This is a genomic window from Sulfitobacter sp. S223 (assembly GCF_025143825.1).
Classification (GTDB): domain Bacteria; phylum Pseudomonadota; class Alphaproteobacteria; order Rhodobacterales; family Rhodobacteraceae; genus Sulfitobacter.
The window spans coordinates 532,349-546,619 of sequence record NZ_CP083560.1 but is presented as its reverse complement, the minus strand read 5'-3'; the positions used below and the strand labels follow the sequence as shown (position 1 = coordinate 546,619).

At 57.1% G+C, this 14,271-nt stretch carries 15 protein-coding genes; 7 read left to right on the top strand and 8 right to left on the bottom strand.

The genetic code is table 11. The features are described 5' to 3' along the window. Positions 1-4: 4 nt before the first annotated feature. From fmt to def (K3757_RS02650), 4 genes are read right to left on the bottom strand one after another with little or no spacing between them, the layout of a single operon-like run. Entirely contained in the window at positions 5-919 is a 915-nt protein-coding gene (gene fmt, locus K3757_RS02665; RefSeq protein WP_259999103.1) for a methionyl-tRNA formyltransferase, read from the bottom strand. Positions 920-923: 4 nt separating this feature from the next. Beyond that, complete coding sequence (def, locus tag K3757_RS02660) at positions 924-1,421, bottom strand: peptide deformylase (protein WP_259999100.1); 498 nt, start codon at positions 1,419-1,421, stop codon at positions 924-926. Continuing rightward, complete coding sequence (def, locus tag K3757_RS02655) at positions 1,418-1,912, bottom strand: peptide deformylase (protein ID WP_259999098.1); 495 nt, start codon at positions 1,910-1,912, stop codon at positions 1,418-1,420. Before def (K3757_RS02655) ends, def (K3757_RS02660) begins: the two co-directional genes overlap by 4 nt. Continuing rightward, complete coding sequence (def, locus tag K3757_RS02650) at positions 1,909-2,427, bottom strand: peptide deformylase (RefSeq protein WP_259999096.1); 519 nt, start codon at positions 2,425-2,427, stop codon at positions 1,909-1,911. The genes def (K3757_RS02655) and def (K3757_RS02650) overlap by 4 nt, the downstream gene beginning before the upstream one ends. A gap of 99 nt (positions 2,428-2,526) precedes the next feature. Here def (K3757_RS02650) and K3757_RS02645 point away from each other — a divergent pair, with 99 nt between their 5' ends. Beyond that, positions 2,527-3,696 (top strand): MalY/PatB family protein, encoded by a 1,170-nt coding sequence (locus K3757_RS02645; RefSeq protein WP_259999093.1) that lies wholly within the window; start codon positions 2,527-2,529, stop codon positions 3,694-3,696. A 64-nt stretch (positions 3,697-3,760) separates the two neighbouring features. Here K3757_RS02645 and K3757_RS02640 read toward each other — a convergent pair whose 3' ends face one another. Further along, positions 3,761-4,093 carry a hypothetical protein gene (locus tag K3757_RS02640; protein ID WP_259999091.1) on the bottom strand — a complete coding sequence of 111 codons (333 nt, stop codon included), beginning with the start codon at positions 4,091-4,093 and terminating at the stop codon, positions 3,761-3,763. A 175-nt stretch (positions 4,094-4,268) separates the two neighbouring features. Here K3757_RS02640 and K3757_RS02635 point away from each other — a divergent pair, with 175 nt between their 5' ends. Beyond that, entirely contained in the window at positions 4,269-5,243 is a 975-nt protein-coding gene (locus tag K3757_RS02635; RefSeq protein WP_259999089.1) for a glutathione S-transferase family protein, read from the top strand. Here the strand turns inward: K3757_RS02635 and K3757_RS02630 are convergent. Continuing rightward, complete coding sequence (locus K3757_RS02630; RefSeq protein WP_259999088.1) at positions 5,240-5,635, bottom strand: response regulator; 396 nt, start codon at positions 5,633-5,635, stop codon at positions 5,240-5,242. The two genes, K3757_RS02635 and K3757_RS02630, sit on opposite strands and share 4 nt — an antisense overlap. A 172-nt stretch (positions 5,636-5,807) precedes the next feature. Here K3757_RS02630 and cobD point away from each other — a divergent pair, with 172 nt between their 5' ends. Genes cobD through K3757_RS02610 form a run of 4 tightly spaced genes read left to right on the top strand, consistent with a single transcriptional unit; the run spans position 5,808 to position 9,263 of the window. Next, positions 5,808-6,755 carry a threonine-phosphate decarboxylase CobD gene (gene cobD, locus K3757_RS02625; protein WP_259999085.1) on the top strand — a complete coding sequence of 316 codons (948 nt, stop codon included), beginning with the start codon at positions 5,808-5,810 and terminating at the stop codon, positions 6,753-6,755. Next, positions 6,752-7,663, top strand: coding sequence for an adenosylcobinamide-phosphate synthase CbiB (gene cbiB / locus K3757_RS02620; protein WP_259999083.1), 912 nt, complete (start codon positions 6,752-6,754; stop codon positions 7,661-7,663). Before cobD ends, cbiB begins: the two co-directional genes overlap by 4 nt. 15 nt (positions 7,664-7,678) lie before the next feature. Then, entirely contained in the window at positions 7,679-8,851 is a 1,173-nt protein-coding gene (locus tag K3757_RS02615) for a lytic murein transglycosylase (protein ID WP_259999081.1), read from the top strand. Positions 8,852-8,864: 13 nt separating this feature from the next. After that, positions 8,865-9,263 carry a rhodanese-like domain-containing protein gene (locus K3757_RS02610; protein ID WP_259999079.1) on the top strand — a complete coding sequence of 133 codons (399 nt, stop codon included), beginning with the start codon at positions 8,865-8,867 and terminating at the stop codon, positions 9,261-9,263. A 6-nt stretch (positions 9,264-9,269) separates the two neighbouring features. Here K3757_RS02610 and smc read toward each other — a convergent pair whose 3' ends face one another. Both smc and K3757_RS02600 read right to left on the bottom strand, forming a co-directional pair. Further along, positions 9,270-12,725 carry a chromosome segregation protein SMC gene (gene smc, locus K3757_RS02605; protein WP_259999077.1) on the bottom strand — a complete coding sequence of 1,152 codons (3,456 nt, stop codon included), beginning with the start codon at positions 12,723-12,725 and terminating at the stop codon, positions 9,270-9,272. 117 nt (positions 12,726-12,842) lie between these two features. Continuing rightward, on the bottom strand, positions 12,843-13,256 hold the full coding sequence (locus K3757_RS02600; protein WP_259999075.1) for a hypothetical protein: 414 nt from the start codon (positions 13,254-13,256) through the stop codon (positions 12,843-12,845). 137 nt (positions 13,257-13,393) lie between these two features. On the opposite strand from K3757_RS02600, the gene K3757_RS02595 reads away from it, so the two are divergent. Further along, on the top strand, positions 13,394-14,161 hold the full coding sequence (locus K3757_RS02595; RefSeq protein WP_259999073.1) for an FCD domain-containing protein: 768 nt from the start codon (positions 13,394-13,396) through the stop codon (positions 14,159-14,161). The last annotated feature ends 110 nt before the right edge of the window (positions 14,162-14,271 follow it).

The window sequence follows — 14,271 nt, the reverse complement described above, 5'->3', positions numbered from 1 at the left end:
GTGGTTATCCTTTGCTCAAATCCGTACCAACAGCGATCTGCGCGCCACGCTGGAATACACCAACATCTTGCGCCCCTTTGCCGGCCCTTTGCAAGCGCGTCAGCGCAACAGCACCGTCTCCGCAGGCCACGTGCAAAGTGTCGGTAAGCACCACGCCAGCTTTCCCTGATCCTTCGACACAGCTCGACCCGAGCACCTTTATCCGCTGACCATCATATTCAAACCAAGCACCGGGAAAGGGGGAAAGGCCACGAATTAGCCGGTCCACCTGAACGGCAGGCAGGCTCCAATCTATGCGAGCTTCGGCCTTGTCGATTTTTGCGGCATAGGTCACGCCCTCTTCTGGCTGCACCTGCGGGGCCAATTCATCCAGCTTGCCCAGCGCCTCCACAATCAGACGCGCACCCATAACGCTCAACCGGTCATGCAACTGGGCAGTAGTTTCCTGCGTGCCAATGTCCAACGCCTCGCGCAGCAGAACAGGGCCTGTATCCAGTCCAGCTTCCATCTGCATGATACAAACACCGGTTTGCGCATCGCCCGCCATAATGGCGCGATGGATCGGAGCGGCACCCCGCCAGCGCGGCAGCAGGCTCGCGTGGATATTCAAGCAGCCCTTGGCAGGTGCGTCCAGAATCGCCTGTGGCAAAATCAATCCGTAAGCCACAACAACAGCGACATCTGCGCCCAGCGCGGCGAATTCTTCTTGAGCATCTGCTGTTCTCAGCGACACCGGCGTGCGCACTTCAAGACCCAAAGCCTCAGCGCGCGCATGAACCGGACCGGGGCGGTCCTTTTTGCCACGTCCAGCAGGGCGTGGTGGCTGGGAGTAGACGGCCACAATTTCATGTCCAGCCTCAACCAACGCATCCAGCACCGGCACTGAAAAATCAGGCGTCCCCATGAAAACAATCCGCATCGGCTTAGCCCTTCGTTTTACGCGCGCGGCGCAAAAGCATATCGCGTTTGACCTTGCTTAACCGTTCAAAGTACAGCTTGCCCGCAAGGTGGTCGATCTGGTGCTGCACGCTGGTGGCATCCAGTCCGACAAAGTCGCGTTCAACACTTGTACCCGTCTCATCCAGATACCTGACGCGCACTCCGCGCGGGCGACTGACTTTGGCTGAGACGCCGGGCAGACACGGGGAGGCTTCTTCGTGCACGTTCATGATGGCAGAGGCGTCTATCACTTCGGGATTGGCAAGCCGGATGCGTTTATCCCGTGCCTCGGAGGTATCCACGACAGCAAGCCGCAGCATCACACCGATTTGCGGTGCACCAAGGCCGACACCCGGCATCGCGTCCATTGTATCGATCATGTCCTGCCAGATTGCACGTACTTCGTCTGTCACCTCGATGACGTCTTCGCAGGGAGTGCGTAGGCGTTTATCGGGCCACTGCAGAATGGATCTGACGGTCATGCTGCATACTCCGCTTCCAACGCTGCGCGGGTCTGCGCATCAAGATGATCAAGGGTAACGACACCGTCGAGGTGGTCCAGTTCATGCTGGACACAGGCTGCTGCAAAACCTGTAAAGCTTTGGACATAGCGACCACCATTCAGGCCGGTCCACACCATCTGAACCTGCGCAGGTCGCGAAACGTCCGCGCTGATACCTGGGATGCTGAGACAGCCCTCGCTATTGGTCGCACGCTCTTCGCTCACTTCTTGTAGCATCGGATTGAGGCACACCAGCGGATCAGGTTTTCCTTCTTTCCACCCCGCATCCATCACGAATATACGCTGCATGGCACCCACCTGCGGCCCTGCCAGACCACGGCCCGGTGCCGCATACATCGTCTCCAGCATATCGGCGGCCAACGCTTCGATATCAGAAGTGATAGCCTCAATCGGTGCGCAGATTTCCATCAACCTCGGATCAGGCCATTGCAGGATCGGCAGCACGCTCATCCGCGGGCCAGCTCGCGCTTGAACTTGACCATCTTGCGGGTGATCATCTGCCGCTTGAGCGGCTTTAGGTGGTCGATGAAAAGCTTGCCATCAAGGTGGTCGATCTCATGCTGGACACAAGTGGCCCAAAGACCATCCATGCCTTCGAAATGCTCTTTGCCGTCGCGGTCAATCCATTTGACTTCAACCTCGGCGGGGCGCGTCACATCAGCGAACTGTTCGGGGATGCTGAGACAGCCTTCTTCATAGGTGTTCAGTTCATCCGATACGCCAACGAGCTCCGGGTTAAACATAATTAACGGGCGCGGCTTCTCGCCTTCTTCCTTGACGCAATCGAGCACAATCAACCGCGTCAGCACCCCCACCTGAGGCGCTGCAAGCCCCACACCGGGGGCATCATACATTGTCGCCAGCATATCATCTGCCAAACCCCGAAGATCTTCATTCAGATCTTCGACGGGGGCACAGGATTTCTTTAGGCGCGGATCGGGGTGATATAGGATTGGGCGTTTCATGCAGGTTGATGTAGGGCATGCCCCTTGCTGCCGCAAGCAGGGCTTGCACATAAGTCTTTCCTCGTTACGGTTCTGCGCAAATCTATCTGGAGAAATATGATGAGCTTTGACACCCCGATTGAACGCCGAGGAACGCATTGTGTGAAATGGGACGGCATGGAGCAAATCTATGGAGTGCCTGCAGAAACCGGCATCTCCATGTGGGTCGCTGACATGGATTTCGCCACAGCACCGGTTGTCCAGAATGCAGTACAGGCGATGGCAGACCACGGCGTCTACGGGTATTTCGGTGACGACAGTAATTACCGCGGCGCTATCCAGTGGTGGATGAAGGAACGGCACGGCTGGGATCTGGACCCCGCGCACATCTTCACAACGCATGGTCTGGTGAACGGCACAGCCATGTGCGTTGACGCCTTTACGGCGCCGGGCGATGGCGTCGTACTATTCACCCCTGTCTACCATGCTTTTGCGAAAGTGATTAACGCCGCCGGTCGCAAAGTGGTTGAATGTCAGATGCAGCCTCAGAACGGCCGCTATCACATGGATTTTGACGCTTATGACGCGCAGATGACCGGCGCCGAAAAGATGGTGATCCTCTGCTCACCTCACAACCCGGGCGGATGTGTCTGGTCCCGAGAGGAACTGCAACAGGTCGCTGATTTTGCCAAACGCCATGATCTGGTGCTTGTCTCGGACGAGATCCACCATGATCTGGTGATGCCCGGTCACACCCACATCCCCATGAGCCTGATTAACGGTGTCGAAGACCGGCTGGTCATGATGACGGCAACAACCAAGACTTTTAACATCGCCGGAAGCCACTCTGGCAATGTGATCATCGCTGATCCCGACCTGCGCGCGCGCTTTGGGGCCCGAATGATGGCACTGGGAATGTCACCCAACAGCTTTGGTCTATTTATGGCCACGGCGGCCTATTCTCCCGAAGGGGCGGCATGGGTAGATGATCTGATTGCTTATCTGGACGGCAACCGCCGCCTGTTTGACGACGCTGTGAACGCCATCCCCGGATTAAAATCAATGCCGCTCGAAGCGACATATCTGGCGTGGGTTGATTTCAAGGACACAGGCATGAGCCGCGAAGAGTTCACAAAGCGGGTTGAACAAGGCGCAGGAATCGCCGCCAATCACGGCCCCACTTTCGGCAGCGGCGGCGAAACCTATTTGCGCTTTAACATCGCCACGCCCCGCGCGCGCGTTCAAGAAGCTTGCGACCGCTTGGCAGAGGCGTTCAAAGACCTTCAATAATACAGAAAGGCGCCCAGAAAGCTGGGCGCCCATTCGCATCCGTATAAACATCCTATCGTCCGGATTAACGCGCGGTCAGAACAGCGCCTTCAATCTCTGCGGCTGCTGCGTAATCCAATGTAGCCGCTCGCTTAACCGTGAAAATGCGTTCCCCGCCGACCGTTTCACGTGCTTTGATCAGACACTGACCCAGATTCTCTGCCCCGTCATAGAGATCAACAACGCCGTCCAGAACAGGCACATCGTCTGCTGAGACAGCAAACCCCGCCGTCCAGCGCCGCAAGACCGGATATTGAACACCATTAGAGACAACGCTCAGTCTCGCCTGACGGCCCGACCGGCTGAAGCTTGCGCGATCAACACTAGGCTGAAAGCCTTTCGGCAAAAATATATCCATGATTCGCTCCCCCCTTATTCAAGTTCAGGGTATTCCATAAGTTTCATACAGCAACAGTAATTTAAAATTTTGTGTCGCGTTGTGTATTTGCGCACGGGTGCTGCGCGGTCCCGTCTCTACGCTTTCTAGGAGATCAACATTACATTCCTGTTAAACCTGTACAGAGGAGACCCGCGTGGGATTATTGATCGACGGCAAATGGCACGACAGCTGGTATGACACCAAGGAGAGCGGCGGTGCCTTCAAACGGCAAGAATCCAATTTCCGCAATTGGGTCACCGCAGACGGCAGCACTGGCCCCAGCGGTGACGAGGGGTTCAAGGCTGAGCCGCACCGCTACCACCTATATGTCAGTCACGCATGCCCTTGGGCCCACAGAACTCTTATTTTTCGGTCGCTGAAACAGCTGGGTCCGTTGATTGATATCTCTGTCGTGCACCCCGACATGCTGGGCGACGGATGGACCTTCGACACTGATTTTGACGGTGCAACCGGGGATCGGCAATTCGGCCTTCCATACGCGCGGGATGTTTATACGCGCGCGGTGCGGGATTTCACAGGACGGGTCACAGTTCCGATCCTGTGGGACAAAGTCAGCGGCACTATCGTTTCGAACGAATCCTCTGAAATAATCCGAATGATGAACAGTGCCTTCAATGACATCACTGGCAACACTGATGACTACTGGCCAGAGGAGTTGCGGCCGCAGATCGAGGAAATAAATGCCCGCGTGTATGACACACTTAACAACGGGGTCTACAAAGCGGGCTTTGCCACAACGCAAGAGGCCTATGATGCCGCCGTACATCCGTTATTCGACACGCTCGACTGGCTGGAAACCATTTTGTCTGAAAACCGCTACCTGACTGGCGATCAAATCACCGAAGCTGACTGGCGGCTTTTCACCACCCTCGTGCGGTTCGATTCCGTCTATCATCAGCACTTCAAATGCAATCGCAGCAGGATCGTAGAATACCCGAACCTATGGGCTTACACCCGCGAACTGTATCAATGGGATGGCGTCGCAGAGACCGTGCATTTCGACCATATTGTCCGGCATTACCACTATAGCCATGACACGATAAACCCGAACAGGATCATACCGATCAATCCGGTCATCGATTGGAACACCCCACACGGCAGAGATTAGCCTGCGCGCTGTTCTGCCCCGTAATGCGCAACCATCGCCGCCAGGTCCTCTGGCGGCGTGCCGCTTTGCACGAAAGCACGTGCATTTGCGGAATGCGCAAAAATCGACCCATCCGAGAAAAAGCTTGTGTTGGTCACAAAGATAACCCGCGCTGCGGGCTGGCGGTAATTCGCATAATCCGAAATCGCAAGCGCGGAGCCTTCGTCGATGACCAGATCCTGAATAATGATGTCAGTTTCATGCTCTGACAAATGCTCGATTGCATCAGACTGCCCAGCCGCACACACAACATCCATCCCCTGACGGACCAAGTGCTGTTGCCAGAGCTTTGCAAGTTCGGGAACGCTTTCCACAATAAGTACTCGCGTGCTTTTATTCGTCTCACCAGTCATTCGAAAGGCCTCCTCGGCCGTCGATAGCATGTATGAAAATCGTCGTATTCGGGAAAAATAATCAAAAATATTCATTTTTGTAACATACTATTGAATGTCACGCAAAACTCCGGTTTGTGAATTAGTGAAACCGGCATAATCCAGCCGTCCAGACAAACAGAGGGTAGGCAGGTTGCCAAAAACGGTAAGAGATCACGGCGGCGGGATTGATGCAGCAGCCGACCGTTTTGGCGGTTCGCGCCAAGATTGGATTGATTTATCCACGGGCATCAATCCTGTTTGCTATCCGATTGGTCAGATCACTTCGGACGCATGGACAGCGCTGCCTGACAAGGCTGCACACAACGCACTGATTTCTGCGGCGCGTGACTTTTGGAACGTACCCGACGGGGCAGAGATACTCGCCACGCCCGGGGCGTCCGCGCCTATCGCAATGATCCCTCGCCTGCGAGAAGCAGGCCAAGTCCACATCGCGACCCCCACCTACAACGAACACGCAGCAGCTTTCGCCGCGACCGGTTGGGCTGAATCCTCTGACCTGAACGACGCTGATGCACAGGTAATCGTTCATCCGAATAATCCTGACGGGCGGCTCTTTGGCCCTGACGTACTTCATGCTCCCTTACGGATCATTGATGAAAGCTTTTGCGATGTCTCCCCTCAAGACACGCTCGTCGCTCAGGCTGCAACGGATGGGACAATCGTGCTGAAGAGCTTTGGTAAGTTCTGGGGACTGGCCGGTCTGCGTTTGGGCTTTGCTATTGGCGATCCAGCCCTAATCGCAAAATTACAAGAGATGCTGGGGCCTTGGCCTGTGGCAGGTCCCGCGTTGGAAATAGGTGCGCGTGCTTTGTCCGATCATCACTGGGCCGAACAAACCCGCGAGCGGTTGGAGAATGATTCTGAGCGCCTTGATGCGATGATGCGCTCAAGTGGTGCAGAGGTTTTGGGCGGCACGTCCCTATTTCGCCTCTACGAGGTACCCGATGCAGCCAAATGGCAAGACCGCCTTGCACGGCGTCACATCTGGAGCCGTGTCTTTCCTTATAACACGCGCTGGCTCCGCCTCGGGTTACCTTCTCCTGAGCAGTGGGACAGGCTTGCGGCGGCGCTGACATGAACACGGCAGCCATTTTGCTATGCGCGCTATTGCTTGATGCAGTCATGGGCGAACCAAAGTGGCTTTGGGACCGTATTCCGCACCCCGCTGTCCTGATGGGCCGTGCAGTCGCTATACTGGACAAACGCCTCAACCCTGGGCGCGGTGGGTTGGCAGCTGGCGCTCTCACTTTGGTTCTTTTGATGGGGGCCGCATTCCTATTGGGCTGGGGGTTAAGCCAGTTGGGCGGAGTCGTCCAAATCCTTCTCACTGCGATACTGCTCGCGCAGCGGTCACTGGTGCAGCATGTCCGCGCTGTTGCCGATGGGTTGCGGATCTCACTTGGTGACGGGCGGCGCGCTGTTGCCATGATAGTCAGCAGAGATACCGCGGCAATGGACCGCTCAGCCGTTGCACGCTCTGCCATCGAAAGCGCGGCTGAGAACCTATCCGATGGCGTCATTGCACCCGCGTTCTGGTTTCTGCTTGGGGGGCTTCCGGGGCTGATGGTTTATAAGGTCGTCAACACTGCCGACAGCATGATCGGCTACCGAACACCGCGCTACGAATACTTTGGCAAAGCAGCCGCACGCATGGATGATGTTTTGAACTGGCTGCCAGCACGCCTGACTTGTGCCCTGATCGCGCTGCCTGCCGGCGTTTTGGGCAGCTGGCGCGAAATAGCCGGCGACGCGGGGCAGCACCGCTCTCCCAACGCAGGATGGCCCGAGGCCGCAATGGCACGCGCTATAAATGTAGCACTGGCTGGTCCACGCGCCTATGATGGCAGAATGCAGAATTTTCCATGGGTCGGAGCCACAGGCGCCCGCATTATCGGGCCAGAAGCGATTGACGCCGCCGTTCACAAGCTTTGGCAAACATGGGGCATGATGCTAGGACTGGTGCTTCTCTTTGCCCTTTTCGGTTAGTTTTCACAGGTTTTTATGCGTTCATATCTTTTCTCGACCCTGTTGGCCCTTTCTCCCCTTTCTGTCCAAGCAGACGTTCCGTGCGGCGGATCATTCAACAACTTCCTCGACGGCCTAAAAGCTGAGGCACCAGCCCACAGCATTGATGCCGACACCGCCGCGCGGTTCCTGAGCTCCGTTCGGAAAGATCCTGCCGTGTTACGCGCAGATAGCGCGCAAGGGGTGTTTCAACGCCCTTTCGTAGATTTTTCCCGTCGCCTTATCTCAAATGACCGGATCATCCGTGGGCGCAGCAACGCACAGCGCTATGACGGGATTTTTGACCGGATCGAGGCCGAGTTCGGTGTTGATCGCAATGTCCTGCTCGCGTTTTGGGCCTTCGAGACTGACTACGGCGCGATTCAGGGTGACTTCAACACCGCCAACGCTTTGGTGACACTTGCCCATGATTGCCGCCGCCCCGAACTATTCCGCCCTCAGATTTTCGCCGCAATGGAGCTTTTTGCCCGCGGTGATTTTGACCCAGTTACAACAACAGGCGCGTGGGCTGGAGAGATCGGGATGGTACAGATGCTGCCCCGCGATATTCTGGAAAGTGGTACTGATGGTGATGGCGACGGTCATGTTTCCCTCAAAACATCCGCACCGGACGCGCTGATGTCCGGTGGCAAGATGCTCTCATCTTTGGGATGGCGACCAAATGAGGCGTGGATCGACGAAGTAAGCGTACCTGACAGCTTCGATTGGTCACTCAGCGGCCTAGAAACCGAGAAGACAGGCGCGCAATGGGCCGAACTTGGGATCACAGCCCGTGATGGTACTTTGGAAACCAGCCTACCCGCCTCGTTGATCCTGCCGCAAGGACGGCGCGGACCAGCGTTCCTCGCCTATCCGAATTTTCGCGTCTATTTTGAGTGGAACCAAAGCTTTACGTATGTGCTCACTGCGGCCTATTTCGCCACGCGCCTCAGTGGCGCAGGGATCTACGATGTGGGTACGCCCGAAGAAGGCCTAAGCAGCACGCAGATGCAGCAGCTGCAAAGCAAACTTCAGGCACGCGGCTATGACGTTGGGGATATTGACGGTATCCTTGGGGCCAAAACCCGTCAGGCAGTGCAAGCAGAACAAAAGCGCCTTGGCCTGCCTGCAGATGCTTGGCCGACACCTGAACTTCTGTCCAGAATCTAGGAAAGGACATCCAATGCCCCTCAAGATTACCGCCGCTCAAATGGTCGCCAATGCGCGCGACCGGATCGAAGAGATCAACGCAGCAGATGCAGTTGCACTGGTGAATGACCCCGGCGTCCAAATCGTTGATCTTCGCGATCCGCGTGAACGTGAACGCACCGGCTTTATCCCGGGCAGCTTCCATTGTCCGCGTGGCATGCTGGAATTCTGGGTCGATCCCGACAGTCCCTATTTCAAGGATGTCTTTGCCGAAGACAAAAAGTTCGTCTTCCACTGCGCGTCAGGCTGGCGTTCGGCAATCTCTGTTGCAACGCTGCAGGACATGGGATTTGACGCCGCGCACATCGCTGAAGGTTTCACTGGATGGGAAAAGGCCGGTGGCCCCGTTGAACACCCCAAACCGCGCAGCTGACTGCGCTTAGGCGACCAGTGTCTCGGCTTTTTTGAGATCAACCGAGACAAGCTGGCTCACGCCCTGCTCGGCCATTGTGACACCAAACAACCGGTCCATCCGTGCCATCGTCACCGCATGGTGCGTGATGATCAGGAAACGCGTATCAGTCTGGCGGCACATTTCATCCAGCAGATCACAAAAGCGCGTCACGTTGGCATCGTCCAGCGGCGCGTCCACCTCGTCCAACACACAAATCGGCGCGGGGTTGGCTAGGAACACCGCAAAGATCAACGCCATGGCTGTCAACGTCTGTTCGCCCCCTGACAAAAGGCTCAGCGTGCTCAGTTTCTTGCCCGGAGGTTGGCACATAATTTCAAGGCCCGCTTCCAGCGGATCTTCAGATTCAACCATGACCAGATTGGCTTCACCACCGCCGAACAGATGAGTGAACAGCAACGAGAAGTTGGTGTTCACTTGCTCAAAAGCAGTCAACAGCCGCTCGCGACCCTCCTTGTTGAGGCTGGCAATGCCAGAGCGCAGGGTCTTGATCGCTTCTTCCAGATCGGCCTTTTCCGCTACCAGATTGTCGTGCTCTTCCTGCACTTCCTTTGCATCTTCCTCGGCGCGAAGGTTTACGGCGCCCAACGAATCGCGCTGACGTTTTAGCCGGTTCACGTCCGCCTCAAGTACATCGGCTGCAGGCATCTCGTCAGGGTTTACGTCCAACTGGGTCAGAAGCTGGTTAGGGGTTAGCTGCTGATCTTCGGCAATGCGCTCTGCCGCCGCAGCCACGGTTTCTTTGGCGGCGTCGCTGCGCGCCTCGGACCGCGCGCGGGCCTCACGGGCCTCTGAAGCAGAACGCTCCGCTTCGCGCTCGGCCAGCGTCGTATCACGCAAGACACCCTCGGCTATCGAGAGTTTGTCCATTGCTTCCGCACGCCGTTCTTCTGCGGCTTCAATACCATTGTTCAACTCGTCCCGTTTTGCGGCAATCTCCAAAGGCGCAGCGCTGGCATCCTTCAACTCAGCCTCTGAGGTTTGCTTGCGCTCGACCAGTTCTGCGCTGCGCTTTTCGGCAGTCTCCAGACGGTGGCGCCATCCGCTCAGTTCTTTTGTCACTTCCTGCGCACGTTTCAGGCGTGCATCCCCTTCGCGGCGCAATTCGTCATGATTTGAACGTCGTGACATCATCGTGATCCGCGCCGCTTCGACGGTCATGCGCAGGTCTTCAACAGCACCACGCGCGTCATTCAGATCACCCAGATCTGCCAGTGCACGCTCTGCTTCAAGCACACGTGCGCGCGCAGACATTGCTTCTTCTTCATGACGCGCAACAGCAAGGCCAAGACTTTCAAGGCGACCTTCAGCCAAGTTGCGGTCTGCCTCAACACGGCTTAGCGCGCGTCCTGCATCTGCTACCATCCGGTCTGCATCCCGCCGCGCCTCGCGGGCGACTTTGTCAGCTTCGGTCTGGGCCGCCAAATGCAAGGTCAGGCTTTCGTGCGCCGCACGCGCCCCATCGGCCCGCTGGCTGGCTTGCTCAAGCGATTGTTTGAGCACCTCCAATCGGTTTAGCTGTTGCAGCCTCAATGCCGCTGCCGAAGGCGCGTCTTCGGCCCAAGCGCGGAAACCGTCCCAACGCCAAAGATCACCCTCAAGCGAAACAAGCCGCTGACCAGGCTGCAAATCAGCCTGCAGTCTTGGACCATCATCAGCGTCCACAAGGCCGATTTGCCCCATCCGCCGCCCCAACACGTCAGGACACGACACATGGTTGGTCAAAGGCGTGACACCGTTGGGCAAGGTTTGGACCTGTGAATAAGACGGCAATGTGGACCAGCCAGACGGACCATCTGCGTCCACTTCCGGCGCCCGCAAATCATCGGCCAGCGCCGCACCAAGCGCCTTTTCAAAACCGTGCTCAACCTGCAAACGGTCAAGAATCTGACCACCCTCAGCTGTGTCACGCTCGACCAGCTTCGCCAGTGCGGTCGTTTCAGCCCTAAGCGCGTTCATCTCACCTTCGGCCTCGGACCTTTCGGCACGTGCGTCCGCTTCACGCGCCTGCGTCGCGGCGCGTGTTTCCTCTGCATTGATCAACGCATCTTCGGCGGCCTCGGCAGCTGCGACTGCAGCTGCCTCCTGCATCGACGCAGCCTCAAAATCTGCCGCCGCCTTGGAAAGTGCCGCCTCACTTGCGGCAACAGCTTCACGGGCGCGCACGGCTTCCGCTTCGGATTTTTGTTGGGTTTTCCGACTGTCATCCAGCAAGCGTTCTGCAGAGCCGTACCGTGCCGCAAGGCGCGCCACATCTTCGGTCTGCTGGCTAAGATCGCCTTCGCGCGCTTGCAGAACCGATGCGGCCTCACGGGCCATCTCGGACGCCGCTTCCAAAGCGTCGCCATGCCCTTCGCCTGCTTTGGCGAGCTCGCGGGCTTCCCATTCCAACCGCTCGATAGTTTCGCCTGCATCGCGGTTCAACCCACCTTCGCGTTCGATATCACGGGCAAGCTGCGCAATCCGGCCTTGTAGCGTTTCAATCAATGCGGTCGCGCGGCTCTCTTGATCGCTGAGCGTGTCACGCTGAACAATCAACCGCTGCACAACAGCTGCTGCAATCGCATCTTCCTCGCGCAGCGCTGGCAGGGCATCCTCCGCCTCCTGGCGCGCATTCGCCGTATTGCGCACCAGACCTTCGGCCTGCGCAGCGGCTGTAAGACGTGCGCGCAGTTCATCCTCTGCACGCGCCCGCGCGTCGTCTGCTTCGCGCCAACGACGATACAAAAGCGTACCTTCGGTGCGCCGCAACTGATCGCCAATCTCACGATAGCGCGCCGCTTGCCGCGCCTGACGAGCAAGTTGCGCCAACTGGGTGGCCAACTGCTCTACTACATCATCCACGCGCGCGAGATTCGTTTCCGCGCCGTTCAATTTCAGCTCGGCCTCATGCCTGCGTGCATAAAGACCGGAAATTCCCGCCGCCTCCTCCAGGATGCGGCGCCGGTTCTTTGGCTTGGCGTTGATCAACTCACTAATCTGGCCCTGCCGCACCAGCGCAGGCGAATGAGACCCGGTAGAAGCATCGGCGAATAGCATTTGCACATCGCGCGCGCGCACGTCCTTACCCGCGGCCTTATAAGCACTGCCCACATCACGGGTGATGCGCCGCACGATTTCTAACGTGTCAGTGTCGTTAAATCCGGGTGGTGCCAGCCGTTCCGTGTTGTCGATCTGCAATGATACTTCGGCAAAGTTTCGTGCTGGACGTGTCGCAGCGCCAGCAAAAATGACGTCCTCCATGCCGCCGCCACGCATTGCGGTTGGCCGGTTCTCTCCCATCACCCAACGCAGGGCTTCCAGCAGGTTGGACTTCCCACAGCCGTTTGGACCCACAACACCCGTCAGACCATCTGCGATGATCAGATCGGTGGGGTCAACAAAGCTTTTGAAGCCTGTCAGCCTGAGTTTCGAAAAGCGCATACGCCGCCTGAGTGATGATTCCGGACCGTGCAACAGCGTGACTGCTTTGACGGGCGGCTGTCAACCACTCACCACAACCCACAGCTTCAATGAGCCAGTTATCCACAAGATATTGCGTTAAAGGCTTGTCTCACACTCGATCAAGACTGATGTACCGCCAAGTTGCTTTACTTCGGTTCCTCGGAGCGGCACACAATCGACATCGACGGGCGTTGGCCGAACCGGCTTGCGTGGTCCCTTACCACATTTCAGGATGCCTGTGGCCTGCGCCTGATCCCCACGAACTTCTTTCACTTCACACCCGCTTACCATTGCCATCGCTCGCCCTGCGCGATCCCGGATCGGGCCAAAGCGCGGCGCGTATTCTGAATTCGTTCGGATCGCTTCTGCCAACTCATCACGCACCCGCACATCGAAGGTGGAACCATCAACCGTAACAGTGGTCGCTGGCAGACCACGAAAATGCGGGCCAGCCGTATTGCAGGCGGACAGCAACGGAAGAAGCAGAAGAACTAGTGATAGGATTCTCATCTGTTGATGGTGCGGCTGTCATCCTTAACAAATGATGAACATCCACTTAGCGACGCTGATGCAAATCCAATATTTCGGTTGGGCGCTTGTCCACCCTATCGTCTGGTCATATAATTTGACCAATTAAAGGATGTGCCATGCCATTTCGCCCCGTCAGCCCGGAAAAGCTTTCTTCAGCCGTTGTAAGGCAGGTTGAGGAGCTCATCTTGCGTGGCATTCTTCAGCCGGGGAAGCGTTTGCCACCGGAACGGGAATTGGCCGAAAGGCTGGGTGTATCCCGTCCTTCTCTGCGCGATGCGATAGCGCAATTGCAGCATGCAGGATTGCTGAGCGCAAAGCCGGGCGCAGGTGTTTTTGTCGCGGATGTTTTGGGTTCTGCTTTCTCCCCTGCCCTCGCCGCCCTTTTTTCGCGCCATGACGAGGCTGCGATGGACTACCTCGCGTTTCGCCGTGACATGGAAGGCCTCGCAGCTGAGCGTGCTGCGCGATTGGGTTCTGACACTGATCTGGCTGTCATAAGCGCGGTATTCCGGAAGATGGAGATGGCACACGACACGCGCAGCGCCGAGGATGAAGCGGCGTTGGATGCCCAGTTTCACATGAGCATCATCGAGGCGAGCCATAATGTGGTGATGCTGCATATGATGCGGTCCATGTACGAACTGCTGCGAAGCGGCGTATTCTACAACCGCCAGATCATGTTTCGGCAGCAGACCAAACGGGCTGTGCTATTGGATCAACATCGCGCAATTCACGATGCTCTGATCGCGCGCGACGCCGTTGGCGCCCGCGAAGCAGTCGAAGCGCACCTTACCTATGTCGAACGTGCGCTGATGGATCAGCAACGCGCCGCGCGGCATGAGGATGTGGCGCGACAACGACTGGATCAGGAAATGGACAGTTAAACGTCGCCTCTGATCAGTGCCTGAACGGGCGCCGATATAAGCGCCAGAAAATGGCAATTGATTCATTGGCTATTTAGATACGCACAAACGAAAAAGCCCCGCCAAAATGG

Bases quoted from the DNA above. Each gene is read 5' to 3' on its own strand.
- fmt (WP_259999103.1), bottom strand. From the start codon at position 919: ATGCGGATTGTTTTCATGGGGACGCCTGATTTTTCAGTGCCGGTGCTG.
- def (WP_259999100.1), bottom strand. From the start codon at position 1,421: ATGACCGTCAGATCCATTCTGCAGTGGCCCGATAAACGCCTACGCACT.
- def (WP_259999098.1), bottom strand. From the start codon at position 1,912: ATGAGCGTGCTGCCGATCCTGCAATGGCCTGATCCGAGGTTGATGGAA.
- def (WP_259999096.1), bottom strand. From the start codon at position 2,427: ATGAAACGCCCAATCCTATATCACCCCGATCCGCGCCTAAAGAAATCC.
- K3757_RS02645 (WP_259999093.1), top strand. From the start codon at position 2,527: ATGAGCTTTGACACCCCGATTGAACGCCGAGGAACGCATTGTGTGAAA.
- K3757_RS02640 (WP_259999091.1), bottom strand. From the start codon at position 4,093: ATGGATATATTTTTGCCGAAAGGCTTTCAGCCTAGTGTTGATCGCGCA.
- K3757_RS02630 (WP_259999088.1), bottom strand. From the start codon at position 5,635: ATGACTGGTGAGACGAATAAAAGCACGCGAGTACTTATTGTGGAAAGC.
- cbiB (WP_259999083.1), top strand. From the start codon at position 6,752: ATGAACACGGCAGCCATTTTGCTATGCGCGCTATTGCTTGATGCAGTC.
- K3757_RS02615 (WP_259999081.1), top strand. From the start codon at position 7,679: ATGCGTTCATATCTTTTCTCGACCCTGTTGGCCCTTTCTCCCCTTTCT.
- K3757_RS02610 (WP_259999079.1), top strand. From the start codon at position 8,865: ATGCCCCTCAAGATTACCGCCGCTCAAATGGTCGCCAATGCGCGCGAC.
- smc (WP_259999077.1), bottom strand. From the start codon at position 12,725: ATGCGCTTTTCGAAACTCAGGCTGACAGGCTTCAAAAGCTTTGTTGAC.
- K3757_RS02600 (WP_259999075.1), bottom strand. From the start codon at position 13,256: ATGAGAATCCTATCACTAGTTCTTCTGCTTCTTCCGTTGCTGTCCGCC.
- K3757_RS02595 (WP_259999073.1), top strand. From the start codon at position 13,394: ATGCCATTTCGCCCCGTCAGCCCGGAAAAGCTTTCTTCAGCCGTTGTA.